The organism is Massilia sp. SYSU DXS3249, assembly GCF_053668055.1.
This window is the reverse complement of record NZ_JBSIPX010000022.1, coordinates 21,138-35,559: the sequence shown is the minus strand read 5'-3', so window position 1 is coordinate 35,559 and position 14,422 is coordinate 21,138. Positions and strand designations below refer to the sequence as shown.

Genomic DNA, 14,422 nt, shown 5'->3' with positions numbered 1-14,422 from the left:
TTCGTCAAACAGTAGAATTGTAAGAAGATTAGGACTACAATCAAAACGTCGTAAAAGTCTCGTATCCGTTGGGCCGAAGACAGTCGAGCAGCACGGTTCACTGGAAGGACTTGCAAGCAGTGCTGAACGATTTCTAAAAGCGGTCATAACCGATAAACAGGAGACAGGTCCCATGAAACAAACCCGCGGTGTTCCATCGCCCGCCAGCCTCGCGCTGCGCGGTATCGCAATCGCAGCGTCACTCGCCTGTGCCTTCCCGGCGCTGGCGACCGAGATCGCAGTCGCCAACCCCGACATCAAGATGCGCCTCGATACCACGGTGCGCTATACCGGCGGCTTCCGCATGGAGGGACAGGACCCGCGCCTGCTGCGCAACTTCGTCTACGACGAGGGCGACTCGAAATTCGACAAGCACGACATGGTGACCAACCGCGTCGACCTCCTCACCGAGTTCGACGTCAGCTGGCGCAACAAGCTCGGCGCGCGTGTTTCCGGCGCCGCCTGGTATGACCGTGCCTACGACGACCACTCGGTGCGCTCGCCCGCCGGTTTCTTGACCGCCTACCGCAACGCCGAGTACAACAACGAAGTGCAGCGCTACGTGAACGGTCCGTCCGGCGAAATCCTCGACGCCTTCGTCTGGGCCAACGTCGAGCTGGGCAAGGTGCCGGTGAATATCAAGGTCGGTCGCCAGACCAATGTCTGGGGCGAGGGCCTGCTGCTGGGCGCGCATGCGATCTCCTACGCGCAATCGCCGGTCGACGGCGTCAAGGCTGCGATCAACCCGGGTGTCGAGACCAAGGAAGTGTTCCTGCCGATCGGCCAGGTTTACGTGAGTGCCCAGGTCACCGATGCGCTGACCCTGGTCGGCCAGTACTACTACGAGTGGAAACCGACCCGCATCCCGCACGCCGGCACCTACCTGATGGGTGCCGACACCGCCCCTTCCTCGGACAACCTGGTGTTCCCGATTCCCGGCGTGGCTGCGCAGCTGGTCCAGGCGCGCAAACCCAGCGACAACGGCAACTGGGGTGTGGGCGCGCGCCTGAACGTCGAGTCGATCGAATCGAACTTCGGCGCCTATTACCGCCGCTTCGACGATTATTCGCCGGAGCTGGGCGTGCAGCTCCTCAATTTCAGGGGTCCGCTGCCGACCCAGGCGCGCTTCCTGTATCCGGACAAGATCGACCAGTACAGCCTGAGCTTCAGCCGGGTGATCAAGTCCGTCTCGGTCGGCACCGAACTGTCCTACCGCAAGAACGGCGCCCTGAACACGCCTTCCTCGATCGTCACCCCGACCGGGGCGCGCGGCAATACCTGGCACGCGGTCGTCAACGGCGTCTTCATGCTGCCGGCGACCCCGCTCTGGGCCACCGGCACGCTGGTCGGCGAACTGGCCTACAACCGCCTCGACAAGGTCACGACCAACCAGACCTTGTACCGCGAGGTCGGCGCGGCCACCTGCGTCGACTCGCGCACCAGCGTGCCACGTTCCGGCACAAAGGACGACGGCTGCTCTACCAAGGATTCCTGGCTGATGGCACTGCGCTTCACCCCGCAGTACCTCAACGTGCTACCTTCGTGGGACCTGGCGCTGCCGGTCAGCGCGACTTACGGCCTGAAGGGCAATGCACCATCGTCGGGCGGCGGTACCGAGGGTGAACTGCGCTGGTCCGTCGGCGCCACCGCCACCTATGCATCGAAATATGAATTCTCGCTCCTGTATGCCGACCGCACGCTGCCCGTCCGCGAGCTGAACGGCAGGATCACCGGGGGCGCGGCCCACAGCAATTCGTCGGTCGGCGTCATCGACCGCGGCTGGCTGTCCTTTACCTTCAAGACGGCATTCTAAAGCGCCGCAAACAGGAGACAATACATGAAAACCAATCGCATTCTCGTGGCACTGCTGGCAAGCCTCGCCGCCGGCGCACAAGCAGAAGTGACCCAGGACGAAGCCAAGCAGCTCGGTTCGACCCTGACCAAAGTCGGCGCCATCAAGGCCGCCAACAAGGAGGGCACGATCCCGGCCTATACCGGCGGGCTGACCAAGGCCCCACCGGGCTTCAAGGCCGGCAGCGGCGTCTGGGCCGATCCGTTCAAGGACGAGGCGCCCCTGCTGCGCATCGACGCCAAGAACTGGCAACAGCACGCCGACAAACTGTCGGACGGCCAGAAAGAGCTGTTCAAGAAGAATCCCGGCTTCTACATGGACGTCTATCCCAGCCACCGCACCGGGGCAATGCCGGACGAGGTACTGGAAAAGACGGTGCGCAACGCGACCACCTGCAAGACCACCAAGGGCGGGCTCGGCGTCGACCAGGGCTGCCGCGGCGGCATCCCGTTCCCGATCGCGAAGACCGGCAATGAGATGATGTGGAACCAGCAGCTGCGCTACAAGGCCGACACCACCACGCGCTCCTCGCGTTCCTGGGTGGTCGATTCGAGCGGCAAGGCGGTCATGACCTCGCAGCAGCAGACCTTCGAGGAAACACCGTATTACCATGCCGACCTCGATGGACGCGACGACCAGATGTACTGGCGCACCTATTCGGTCACCAGCGCGCCGATTCGCAAGGCGGGCGAAGTGACCGGCCTGATGGACTTCCTCGATCCGACCCAAAAGCCGCGCCGCGCCTGGAGTTATGCGCCGGGCCAGCGCCGCATCAAGCTCGCGCCCGAGTTTTCCTACGATACGCCAGTGGCCAGCATGGGCGGGGTGACCCTGTTCGACGAGCTGTTCGTGTTCTCGGGCCAGATGGACCGCTTCGATTTCAAGCTGGCGGGCAAGAAGGAAATGTACGTCCCCTACAACGCCTACAAGCTGTATTTCGGCTGCGGCGTCGAGGAACAGTTCAAGGAGAAGTATCCAAACCCGGCCTGCTGGCGCTGGGAGCTGCACCGCATGTGGGTGGTCGAGGCCATGCTCAAGCAGGGCTTCCGCCACGCCTACGCCAAGCGCACCTACTACATCGACGAGGACACCTATGGTGCGATGCTGTACGACGCCTATGACCGCAGCGGCCAGCTCTACCGCTCGATCTTCAACTCGATGATCCAGCTCTACGACGTGAATGCGCCCTACACCGTCAAGAACGTGATCTTCGACTTCAACAAGGGCATGTACGCGCTGGTGAACGATGGGCTGGTCGGCGGCTATGGCGTGGTGACCACGCCGCGCTCGAACCGCGACTTGAACCCCGAGACCATCGTGGCGAAAGAGACTGCGCGCTAGGCATCAAGCTCGCAAGGTGGCGGCGCGGGCAGCCGCGCCGCCGCACCGGATTGACCGCACCACGATGGAGTCTCCATTGAAAAGCCCTGATTACTTCGCGACTGCGCGCGCCTGCCTGGGCGCGGCCCTGTGCGCCGCATGCTTCGCCATTCCCGCGGGCCCCGCGGCGGCGGCAATGGCCGACGTCCTCGACCTTCCTGCACCGCCTTCCCCGCTCGCGCTCAAGCGCCCCTTGTCCGGTATCGCCGTGCAAGGCGCGAACGCCTTGGCGGTCGGCGTGCGCGGCACCATCCTGGTGTCTCAGGACGCCGGCAAGAACTGGAAGCAGGCAAGCGTCCCGGTCAGCGCCGACCTCACCACGGTGCGCTTCACCGGCTCCGGCTTGGCCTGGGCCCTCGGCCACGACGGCGTCGCGCTGCGCAGCGGCGACAGCGGCCGCAGCTGGACCCGCGTACTCGACGGACGCATCCTAGCAGCGCTGATGAAGAAGCATTACCAGGCACTGGCGGCGGGCGGCAATGCCGAAGCAGGCGAGGTGCTCGCCGAACTCGAGCGCGCCCTGCGCCAGTCCGCCACCCCCGGCGTGCTGCCATATCCATTGCTCGATATCCGTGTCGACGCGAAGGGCGAAGGCTTCCTGGCCGGCGCCTTCGGCCTCCTGCTGCGCACGCAGGACGCGGGGCAGACCTGGGAGCCTATCCTCGAAAAGGCAGCCAACGACCGCCGCATGCACCTGTACGCGCTGGAGCAGGGCGCCGACGGCGCCGTCTACCTGGCCGGCGAGCAGGGCCTGCTGCGCCGGTACGACCGCGCCGCCGGCCGCTTCACGGAGCTGGCCAGCCCTTACGCCGGCACTTTCTTCGGCCTCAAGGCCAACGGCACGGCGCTGGCCGCCTACGGCCTGCGCGGCAACGCCTTCGTCAGCGAAGACAATGCCGCTACCTGGAAGCCGCTGGCACTGGGCGGCGCCGCGACCGTGGTGGCGGCGATCCCCGCAGGTCCGGGACAGTTCGCCTTCGTCACGCAGGCGGGGCAGGTCGTCCTGGCCGGCAGCGACGGCGAGACGGCAAGCGCCGCCAGCCGCGCGCGCGGCGAAGTGTTCGACGCGGCGCTGTCCGGCCCAGGGCAGCTGGCCCTGGCCGGTAGCGGGGGCGTCACGCTGCAGCCCATGCCGTCCAAATGACGGTGGATGAGTGAACAACTGGGAAGAATCAAATGGTAGGCCATAGCGAACAACCCCGGATGCCCGTGATACGGGATCCCAAAGACTTCGACCGGCGCTCGGGCAACCTGCTCGAACGCGTGATCTTCAATAACCGCCTGCTGGTACTGCTCGCCTGCCTGGTCGCGACCATCCTGCTCGGCGCGGCCGCGACCCGGATCAAGGTCAACGCCAATTTCGAGCGGATGATCCCGCATAACAGCCCGTATGTGCAGACCTACTTGGCCTACAAGAACCAGCTCCCGGGCCTGGGCAATACGGTCAGGGTAGTGGTGGAGAACAAGACCGGCGACATCTACGACCCGGCCTATCTCGAGGTAATGCGCAAGATTAACGACGAGCTTTACCTGATTCCCGGCGTCGACCGTTCGTGGATGAAGTCGATCTGGCTGCCGATCGTGCGCTGGCGCGAAGTGACTGAGGACGGCATCACCGGCGGTCCCGTGATGCCGGCCCAGTTCGACGGCAGTGCCGCCGAAATCGCCAAGCTGCGCACGAATATCGGCAAGGCCGGCATCGTCGGCAGCCTGGTCGCGCTCGACGCGAAGTCGAGCATGATCGTCGCGCCCCTGCTCGATACCGATCCCAAGACGGGCCAGAAGCTCGACTACAGCGCCTTCTCGCAGCGCCTGGAAGCCAAGATTCGCGCTTACGAGAGCGACAAGATCGGCATCCACATCATCGGCTTCGCCAAGATCGTGGGCGACCTGATCGAGGGACTGCGCGCCGTGATGCTGTTCTTCGCCGTGTCGGTTGCCATTTCAATGGTCTTCGTCTACCTGTACACCCGCTGCGTGCGCAGTACGGTGATGCTGGTCGCAGCGGCCGTGATCGGCGTGGTCTGGCTGCTCGGCCTGATGCAGCTGCTGGGCTACGAGCTCGATCCGTATTCGATTCTTGTTCCCTTCCTGATCTTCGCCATCGGCCTGTCGCACGGGGCCCAGAAGATGAACGGCATCATCCAGGACATCGGGCGCGGCACCCATAAATACGTGGCGGCGCGCTACACCTTCCGACGCCTGTTCGTGGCGGGTGTCACGGCGCTGCTGGCCAATATCGTCGGGTTCGCGGTGCTGGTCATCATCGACATCCCGGTGATCCGCGACCTGGCCATCACCACCAGCGTCGGCGTGTCGGTACTGATCTTCACCAAGCTGTTCCTGATTCCCGTGGCGCTGTCGTATGTCGGCATCAGCGAGTCGGCGGTGCGTCGCGCGATCGCCGACGAGCAGAAGTCGGCCCAGGGGCGCTCCCTGCTGGGCCGCATCTGGGGCGGGCTCGATGCGCTGACCGAACGGCGCTGGGCAATTCCGGTGGTGCTGGCCTCGATCGTCGTGGCGCTGGTCTCGGCGTTGGTGATGCAGGACCTGCGCATCGGCGACCTCGATGCCGGCGCGCCCGAGCTGCGCGCGGATTCGCGCTACAACCGCGACAATGCCTATATCACGCGCCACTACGGGCTCTCGAGCGACCAGTTCGTGATCATCATGAAGACCGGCGACGAGGGCTGCCGCCTGTACTCCTCGCTCAACAAGATGGATGGCCTGGCCCAGCTGCTGCGCGCCGATCCGGCCGTGCAGGCGACCACCTCGCTGGCCGAGAACGTTCGCTTCGTTACCGCCGCCATGTCCGAAGGCAGCGGCAAGTGGATGACGATCAGCCGCAACCAGTCGATTACCGACGGTTCGATGTCGGCTGCCGTGATCGCGACGCCCGACATCACCAACCAGAGCTGCTCGGTCTCGCCCCTGGTTGCCTATCTGTCGGACCACAAGGCCGATACCGTGGCGCGCATCCTCAAGACGGCCGAGACCTACGCCAATGCCAACAATACGGCGCCCGGCGCCGCCGAGCCGGTGCAGTTCCTGCTCGCCGCCGGCAGCGCCGGGATCGAGGCCGCGACCAATATCGAGGTCCAGAAAAGCATCATCACCATGTACCTGGCCGTCTACGGCTCGACCGCGCTGCTATGCCTGATCACCTTCCGCAGCCTGCGCGCCACCATCGTGGCACTGATCCCGCTGGTGATCACCACGCTCTTGTGCAAGGCCCTGATGGTCTGGCTCGGCATCGGCCTGAAGGTCGCCACGCTGCCGGTGATCGCGGTCGGGGTCGGGGTCGGGGTCGACTATGCGCTTTACCTGCTCAGCGTGCAGCTGGCCTGCCAGCGCCGCGGCGACAGCCTGCGCGCCGCCTACCGCCGCTCGCTCGACTTCACCGGCAGGGTGGTGGCCCTGGTCGGCATGACGATGGCGGCCGGCGTCGTCACCTGGGCCTGGTCGCCGATTAAGTTTCAGGCCGATATGGGCATCCTGCTGACCTTCATGTTCCTGTGGAATATGCTCGGCGCCCTGGTCCTCACCCCGGCACTGTCCTATTTCCTGCTCAATCCGAAGCCGCGCGCGCCACTGGCGGCCGCGGATGCGGGCACCCAACCCGCCGCCCCGGCCCGCGCCGCGGCCGGCCGCTAACCGAACGAAACGGAGAAAAACAATGTTTGATTTGCTGATGTCCGCGGACATGATGCTGCCCGACCCCGACGGGATGGCGGCCCTCCTGATCGACAAACTGGGCATCCATGGCCATGCAAACTGGCGCCAGGCCTTCGACAACCACCCGTATATCGCCCACTTCCTGCGCGTGCATAAATCGCTGGCGGTGGCGCCGACCCGGGTCGAGCCCCAGTGGCACCTCGACTTCGAGAACCCGGGCGACCCGATGTTCCACGAATTCCTCGAAAGCCTGAAGGACTACCAGGGCCGCCACCGTCCGATGCTGACCCACTCGGTGGTACTTTCGCTGCATGGGCCCAAGTTCGACGTCTTTGTCGACCGGCTGATGCGCCGCAAGCTGGCCTTCCGGATGGCCCAGCGCACGCCGGAGATGCCCTTCGACCGGCTGTGGCTGGGTGCGACGCCCGAGCGCCCGCGCTACAGTCCCGAGGTGGACGGGGGCCTGTGCATCGAGGTGATGCCGATGGAGCCGCTGCAGATGCCGGCCGAGACCTTCGCCACGCCGCCGGCCCAGCCGCGCGACCCCAAGCCCGCCGACATGGTCCGGGTGACGGCGCGCGCCTTCCTGGTACGCGACCTGAACTACACGCTGCGCTGCTGCGCCGACAACCTCGACTGGGAGCCGGCCGGCGCCGTGCAGGAGCTGCGTACCGAGGGCTATCGCCGCGCCGTGATGCCCTTCACCGTCGCCAACAGCGCCGCACTGCACGTGATCCAGCCCCAGGCCTGGAATACCGACGCCGCCCACTACCTGAACAACTGGGGACCCGGCCTGTACTACATCCGGATCGCCGTGAATGATCTGAAAGCCAAGGCCGAGGACCTGAAGGCGCGCGGCACGGCCTTTACCTGGGTCCCCGAATCGGAAGCCGTCGGGGGGCGACCGCTGATCCGGATCGATCCGCGCGGCATGCGCGGCCAGGTCTTCGAATTCGAGGAGGCTTGAAATGGGTAGCCACCTCGCCGACGCAGGCAGCGCCTGCGCGCTGCAGCGGGAAGCCGTCAACGGCTCGGTCAGCATCGAGCGCGACGGTGCGCTCGGCTGGGTCGTGCTGACCCGCCCGGCGCAGATCAACGCCATCAACGACGAGATCCGCCAGGGTGTGCCGCAAGCCCTGCGCGCCTTCGACGCCGACCCTGAGATCCGCGTCATCGCGATCCGCGGCGAGGGCCCGCGCGGCTTTTGCGCGGGCGCCGACATCAAGGAGGCGCGCGGTCCCGAGACCGCGATCGAAGTGCGGCGCCGCATGGAAGGGGTGCGCTGGATCGAGGCGATCGACACGATCCAGAAACCGGTGATCGCCGCAATCCACGGCTATTGCCTGGGTGGCGGCCTCGAACTGGCACTGGCCTGCGACATTCGCTTCGCTACGCCCGACGCGGTCTTCAGCCTACCGGAGACGGCCTTGGGCTTGATCCCCGGCGGCGGCGGCACCCAGCGCCTGCCGCGCATTGTCGGCCCGGGGCGTGCGATGGACCTGCTGCTGACGGGGGAGCGCCTCGATGCGGCCGCCGCCAGGGGCATGGGCCTGACTACGCGCACCGCCAGCGTGTCGGAAGCGCTGGTCGACGAGGTGCGGGCTTTTGCCTTGCGTATCGCCGCGCGGGCGCCGGCGGCGACGCTGTCGGCCAAGCGCGCCGCACGCGGCGCTTTCGATCTCGCGCTCAAGCAGGGGCTGGACCTCGAACTCGACCTGTTCGCCATGCTCAAACCGAGCGACGACGCGGAGGAAGCGGCCAGCGCCTTCCGCGAAAAGCGGGCACCGAACTTCACCGGCCACTGAGCCACAGCAGGAGACAAACGATGAGTGAACGAAAGCTCGATGGTCGGGTAGCGATCATTACCGGTGCCGGCGGGGGGCTGGGCGCCGAAGCCGCGCGGGTGCTGGCCATGCATGGCGCAAGTGTAGCCGTGGTCGACATCGACGGCGAAGCTGCACAGCGCGTCGCGGCGGAGATCGAGAGCGCCGGAGGCCAGGCGCTGGCGGTACGGACCGACGTGTCGTCCGAGACTGAGGTCAAGGCCATGGTCGAAGCGGTGGTGGCGCGCTTCGGGCGTGTCGACGTCCTCCACAACAATGCCGCGATACTGAGCGTCGAACAGCGCAGGCGCGACCGCGACGTGATCAACATGGATGTCGAGGCCTGGGACAGGGCGATGGCCGTCAACCTGCGTGGCGCCATGCTGTGCACCAAGTACGCGGTGCGCGAAATGCTGAAAAATCAAAAGGGTTCGGTCATCTTCGCGACTTCGGGCCTGGGCGCACAGGGTGACCTGTCGCTGTCCGCCTATGCGGCCTCGAAGGCCGCGCTGATCATGCTGAGCCGCTCGGTGGCGGCCCAGTATGGCAAGCAGGGCATTCGCTCGAACGCGCTGCAGATCGGCCTGGCACCCGCCGAGAACGCGCACGAGAGCATGCCGGCGCCCTTGATCGGCATCCTGCGCGACAACCACCTGACGCCCGACGTCGGCACGCCGCGCCAGATCGCGGACGTGGTCGCCTTCCTGGCCTCGGACGAATCGTCCTTCGTTACCGGAACGACCCTGGTCGCCGACGGCGGCTTCGGCAGCCACACGCCTTCGCTGGTGGCGATGAAGGCCTTCTTTGCGCAAACCGGCGCCAACGGAATGTAGGGAGTACGCATGAAAGCAGCCATCATTACGGAAAAGGGCGCCGCCCCGGTCATCCGGGAATTCCCCGCGCCTGACGCGCAGCCGGGGGCCTTGCTGGTCGACGTCGACACCGCCGGCCTGGGCGGGTGGGATGTGCTGGGCGCTTACCGCCTCGGCGTCCAGTTTCCCTGCGTGATACGCGGCGAAGGAGTAGGGCGGCTCGAGGATGGGCGGCGCGTCTACTTCGGCGAACGCTCGGTCCAGCCCTACGGCGCCTGGGCCGAACGCACGGTGGTGCCGGTCGAGGAGCTGTGGGACGTACCCGACGACGTCGACGACCGCACCGCGATCGCGATGGGCATCGCCGCCACCGGCGCGCTGGTGCCGCTGGAAGCGGCCAGGATCCAGCCCGGCGAACAGGTGCTGGTGCTGGGCGCGACCGGTACCCTGGGACAGATCGCCCTACAGCTGGCGCGTTACCTCGGCGCCGGCCGTGTCGTGGCGGCGGCCCGCTCGGCGTCCGCCCTCGGGCGTCTCAAGGAGCGCGGCATCGCTGATGACATCGTGGTGCTGGGCGGCGACGACGACGTCGCGGAGCTGAAGGCCGCCGGCGGCGCCGGATTCGACGTGGTGCTCGACCTCGTCTGCGGCCAGCCCATGCTTAATGCCCTCAAGGCCACGCGCTGGGGCGCGCGCATCATGACCATCGGCACCGGCGCCGGCCGCAAGCTCGATCTCGATATCGCCGATCTGCTGTTTCGTACCCTGTCGTGCATCGGCACCGGCCAGCGTCCGCCAGCCGACCGCCGCGCGATCTGGGAACGGCTGCTGCGCATCGCCCGCGAGCAGCAGATCCAGATCGACTACGCCGACTTCGCCTTCGAAGACGCGGCGGCGGCGTGGGCGGCCCAGATCGACGGGCCGCACGCCAAGATCACGGCGCGCATACGCGGCTGAAAGAACGCACGGGAATGCATGGATCCAGGAGGAGCGCGGTGGGAAAAGGACTATGGTGGACGGTGGCGCTGTCGGAGCAACTGGCGGGCGTCAAACCCCTTGCAGTGGTCTGCGACGGACGGCAACTGGCGCTGTTCAGGAATGCCGAAGGCCAGGCCTTCGCCCTCGATGACCGCTGCCCGCACCGCCGCGTACTGCTGTCACCCGGCGTGGTCAAGCCGGGCGGCCTGCAATGCCCCTACCACGGCTGGACCTTCGACGGCGCCAGCGGCAAGTGCGTCGACATTCCCAACCTGCGGCGCGACGAGAAGATTCCCGCCGCCGCCGTGCGCGCCTGGCCGGTAGCCGAACGCAATGGCTTCATCCACGTGTTCGCAGGCGACGGCGAGGCGCCCGACGTCCTGCCCGCTGCCGGCTATCGTGCCCAGGGGCGCGAATACACCGGCAGCGCCGTCGCCGGCATTGCCTTCGACGACTACCTCGACGTCATGCTCGATGGTCCGGAATGCCTGCTCTCTTTTCCGGGCGTACTGATCACCGATTTCTTCCTGGGCGAGCCGCGGCGCGACGGCGCCCACCTGGTGCTCGACCGCGGCGCGGTGTGGAAGGGCAAGGGGCTCGGGCCGGCCTTCGTGAGCGACCACCCGCTGCTGGTGCGCACCCGCGTGCCGCTGGCCGGCGGCGACATCCTTATCGAACTGTTGAATGCCGGCGAAGAAGCGCTGGTCACGGTCCAGGTCGCGGCCACATCCAACCGGCGCGGCACGACCAGCCTCGCGTGGCGCGGCTACGCCCACGCGCGGGCGCAGACCGGGCCGCTCGCCTGGCGCCTGCGGCGGCTGGCCGGCAAGGCGCTCTTCACCGTGTTCGCGAACATTGAAGGGCGGGCCGTCGCAGCGCTCGAAAAGGCGCCGTCCCTGGCGCGGCGGGGCATCATTCCGATCGCAGCGCATCCGCACGGGCAGCCTTGCGCCTTTGAGGAGAGTTTCGCATGACCAACGAGGACCTGACCCCTGCCATGGCCGCAGCCGACCCAAAACGCGACTGGATTCCGTCGAGCCTGGACTTGCGCGACACATGGTTCCCTATGGCCTATGGCGCAGAAGTCGGCAGCCGGCCGCTAAGGCGCATCGTGCATGCCCAGAACGTCTACCTGTGGCGCGACAATGGACGCGTCCGCGCCGCCGAATTTCCACCCGATCTGATCGAGAGCATGCGGCCCGGCGCCAGCATGTTCACCGGCGGCTCGGCGCATTATCCCGTGCACGAGCGCTACGGCTATGTGTGGGTCTGGTACGGCGACCCCGAACGCGCGCACGAGGGACTGATCCCGCTGATCCCTTTCCTGCCGGCCGACGGCGTCGGGATTCCGCGCTATACCCAGCGCTCGGTGCGCTTCGACGCCTCGACCGCGCTCTCGGTGGAAAACCTGATCGACCTGACCCATGCCGACTTCCTGCATGCGAACACCATCGGAGACGGGCAGTCGGAAAGCGACGTGGTCGAATTCAGCTCGACCTCGGAGACGCTGACCCGCACCCGTATCGTCACGCGCAAATCGGTGGCGCCGGTGATGCGCTGGATCGGCGGCGTGCGGGCGCAGTACCAGGACCTGCGCGCGGTGCTCCACGTCCACCTGCGCAACAACCTGTGCATCTCCTACCCCAGCTTCACGCCCGGCTATGCCATCCCGAACGTGCAGCCCTTCGTCCCGGTCGGACGCCACCGCTCGCGGGTCGACCAAACCAACTACACGGTCCACGCGCCGGCGCCATTCCGCTGGCTGATGCCGCGCATCTCCTACATCATCCAGCCCCAGGACAACGCGGTGCTGCGCCCGCAGAATGCGCGCTACCTGGAGGCCGGCCAGCCGCGCGACATGAGTTCGCGCTTCGACGCGCCCGGCAACCGCTACCGCGTGCTGATGGCGCGCCTGGCCGAGCGCCAGCGCCAGGGCGACTTCAGTTACGGCGCCGATGCCGATCCGGCCAGGGACATCGCGGACCTCCTCGGCATGCATGGCTGAGCAGCGGCCGGGGCCCGGCACGCGCACGGACCTGCTGGCCATTACCCTGATCCTGGCCGGCCTGGCAATGCTGGGCCCGTTCTCGATCAATGCCTATCTGCCGTCCTTCCATGAGATGTCGGTGGTGCTGCAGACCGACCGGGTGGCGCTGCAGCAAACCATCTCCATCTATTTCGCAGCCTTCGCCTTCATGTCGCTCTGGCACGGCGCGATCTCCGATGCGCTGGGACGGCGCAGCGTGGTGCTGGTGGGGCTGGCACTGTACGTCCTGGCCTCGCTCGGCTGCGTCTTCGCTACCCGGGTCGAGCAGTTGTGGGTACTGCGCGCACTGCAGGGCTGCTCGGCCGGCGCCGGCATCGTGATCGGCCGTGCGGTGGTGCGCGACCTGCACGAAGGGCCGCTGGCGCGGCGCATGATGTCGCAGGTCGTCATGCTGTATGGGCTGGCGCCGGCAGTCGCCCCCCTGATCGGAGGCGCGCTGCAGGTTGCGTTCGGCTGGCGCGCCGTATTCCTCTTTCTCGCCCTGCTGGCGGCCGGCCTGTTCGCGGCGGTGGCGCTGCGCTTGCCCGAGACTTTGCCGGCGGCCGCGCGCCAGCCCTTCAATGCCCGCGCGCTGGCCGTGGGCTATGCGGAATTGCTGCGCCATCGCGCCTTCATGGTCTGGGCCTGCGCATATGCCCTGATGTTCGGCGCCTTCTTCGTCTACGTGCTCTCGGCCCCCGTGTTCCTGATGCAGCACCTCGGGTTGGGGGAAACGGATTTCATCTGGCTGTTCGGGCCCGCCACCGCCGGCCTGATTGGCGGCTCCGCGCTGGCCGGCCGCTACGCGGTGCGCTGGTCCGGCAGCAAGACCCTGGTGCGCGGTTTTGCCGTGATGGCGGCGGCCACCTTGTACAACCTTGCGGTGTGCGTGGCCGCGCCGTCCGGCCATGCCTGGTACGTGGCCTATGTCTTCGTCTTCAATCTCGGCATGTCGCTGGCGATTCCGACGCTGACCATGCGCGCGCTCGACTGCGTTCCGGCGCGCCGCGGTACGGGCTCCTCGGTGCAGCTGTTCGTGCAGACGGGTTTCAATGCCTTCATCGCCGCGGTGCTGGCGCCGCTTGCCTGGGCTTCGCTGCTGTCGCTGGCGGCCGCGGCGGCGGGGCTGTGGCTGACTGCCGGGCTCGCGGTGCTGCTGGCGAACCGCCTGGGGCGCTGACCGCGGGTATGAAAAAACCGCCCGGTGCCTTGCGGAGCGCGGGGCGGCTTGCGGTGGGCAGCCGTGGCTTACAGGAAGATGCCCAGGTTCGGCGTGCCCAGCACGGCCTGGTCGATGATGACTTCGCGCCGCGCCAGCAGATAGCCTTCGTCGGTCTTGCGCAGCACGTCGTGGCGCTCGCAGGGCACCAGGTCGAAGCGGTCGTTGTCGAAGCGGTTGCGGGTCAGCAGCAGGTAGCTCTGGACCTTGAACTCGTTCTCCTTGTCGGTGCGGTAGACCCGGATATTCGACACCATGTGTTTGGTGCGCGAGGGCGGATCCTCGCCCCAGGCGCTGCGGGTGTCCATCACCCGCATCACGCGCAGCATGATCGAGCGGTAGTCGTCGAACATGTGCTGGACCGTGCGTACGATCGACTTGTCCTGGTCGCGCGTGGCCCGGGTATGGCGCAAGGGGACCGTGTATTCGATGTCCTTGGCTACCATCGCAATCCAGTCGCGCAGCCGCAGCGTGTCGAACAGTTCGGCCTCGTCGTACAGGAATTCGACGACGTCGTTGTACACCTGGCTGCCGATCGCAACCCGGTTGGCGCGCAGCGACGGCGGCAGCGGCGTCGGTTCGAGCGGATTTTTTTCCTTCAGGTTCGTTTCCATGTGC

Annotated in this window: 12 protein-coding genes; 11 read left to right on the top strand and 1 reads right to left on the bottom strand. The window is 66.7% G+C overall.

Annotation, left to right across the window (positions count from 1 at the left end; translation table 11 throughout):
* Positions 1 to 172 precede the first annotated feature (172 nt).
* From ACWCIA_RS20415 to ACWCIA_RS20365, 11 genes are all read left to right on the top strand, one after another.
* Entirely contained in the window at positions 173 to 1,852 is a 1,680-nt protein-coding gene (locus ACWCIA_RS20415) for a DUF1302 domain-containing protein (RefSeq protein ID WP_454166275.1), read from the top strand.
* Between the two features lie 24 nt (positions 1,853 to 1,876).
* Positions 1,877 to 3,232, top strand: coding sequence for a DUF1329 domain-containing protein (locus tag ACWCIA_RS20410; protein WP_454166273.1), 1,356 nt, complete (start codon positions 1,877 to 1,879; stop codon positions 3,230 to 3,232).
* 76 nt (positions 3,233 to 3,308) lie between these two features.
* Entirely contained in the window at positions 3,309 to 4,415 is a 1,107-nt protein-coding gene (locus ACWCIA_RS20405; RefSeq protein ID WP_454166271.1) for a WD40/YVTN/BNR-like repeat-containing protein, read from the top strand.
* A 59-nt stretch (positions 4,416 to 4,474) separates the two neighbouring features.
* Complete coding sequence (locus tag ACWCIA_RS20400) at positions 4,475 to 6,925, top strand: efflux RND transporter permease subunit (protein ID WP_454166269.1); 2,451 nt, start codon at positions 4,475 to 4,477, stop codon at positions 6,923 to 6,925.
* Positions 6,926 to 6,947: 22 nt separating this feature from the next.
* Positions 6,948 to 7,913, top strand: coding sequence for a lactoylglutathione lyase (locus ACWCIA_RS20395; RefSeq protein WP_454166267.1), 966 nt, complete (start codon positions 6,948 to 6,950; stop codon positions 7,911 to 7,913).
* A 1-nt stretch (position 7,914) separates the two neighbouring features.
* The gene (locus ACWCIA_RS20390; protein ID WP_454166265.1) at positions 7,915 to 8,751 is read left to right on the top strand and encodes an enoyl-CoA hydratase/isomerase family protein; all 837 of its coding nucleotides are present in this window, start codon (positions 7,915 to 7,917) and stop codon (positions 8,749 to 8,751) included.
* A 20-nt stretch (positions 8,752 to 8,771) separates the two neighbouring features.
* Positions 8,772 to 9,602, top strand: a complete 831-nt coding sequence (locus ACWCIA_RS20385; protein WP_454166264.1) for an SDR family NAD(P)-dependent oxidoreductase — start codon at positions 8,772 to 8,774, stop codon at positions 9,600 to 9,602.
* A 9-nt stretch (positions 9,603 to 9,611) separates the two neighbouring features.
* The gene (locus tag ACWCIA_RS20380; protein WP_454166262.1) at positions 9,612 to 10,538 is read left to right on the top strand and encodes a quinone oxidoreductase family protein; all 927 of its coding nucleotides are present in this window, start codon (positions 9,612 to 9,614) and stop codon (positions 10,536 to 10,538) included.
* A 38-nt stretch (positions 10,539 to 10,576) separates the two neighbouring features.
* The gene (locus ACWCIA_RS20375; RefSeq protein WP_454166261.1) at positions 10,577 to 11,533 is read left to right on the top strand and encodes a Rieske 2Fe-2S domain-containing protein; all 957 of its coding nucleotides are present in this window, start codon (positions 10,577 to 10,579) and stop codon (positions 11,531 to 11,533) included.
* Positions 11,530 to 12,564 (top strand): oxygenase, encoded by a 1,035-nt coding sequence (locus tag ACWCIA_RS20370; protein WP_454166260.1) that lies wholly within the window; start codon positions 11,530 to 11,532, stop codon positions 12,562 to 12,564. The genes ACWCIA_RS20375 and ACWCIA_RS20370 overlap by 4 nt, the downstream gene beginning before the upstream one ends.
* Positions 12,557 to 13,765 carry a multidrug effflux MFS transporter gene (locus ACWCIA_RS20365; RefSeq protein ID WP_454166259.1) on the top strand — a complete coding sequence of 403 codons (1,209 nt, stop codon included), beginning with the start codon at positions 12,557 to 12,559 and terminating at the stop codon, positions 13,763 to 13,765. Before ACWCIA_RS20370 ends, ACWCIA_RS20365 begins: the two co-directional genes overlap by 8 nt.
* A gap of 68 nt (positions 13,766 to 13,833) precedes the next feature.
* Here ACWCIA_RS20365 and ACWCIA_RS20360 read toward each other — a convergent pair whose 3' ends face one another.
* Positions 13,834 to 14,418, bottom strand: coding sequence for a 3-phenylpropionate/cinnamic acid dioxygenase subunit beta (locus ACWCIA_RS20360; protein ID WP_454166258.1), 585 nt, complete (start codon positions 14,416 to 14,418; stop codon positions 13,834 to 13,836).
* Positions 14,419 to 14,422 lie beyond the last annotated feature (4 nt).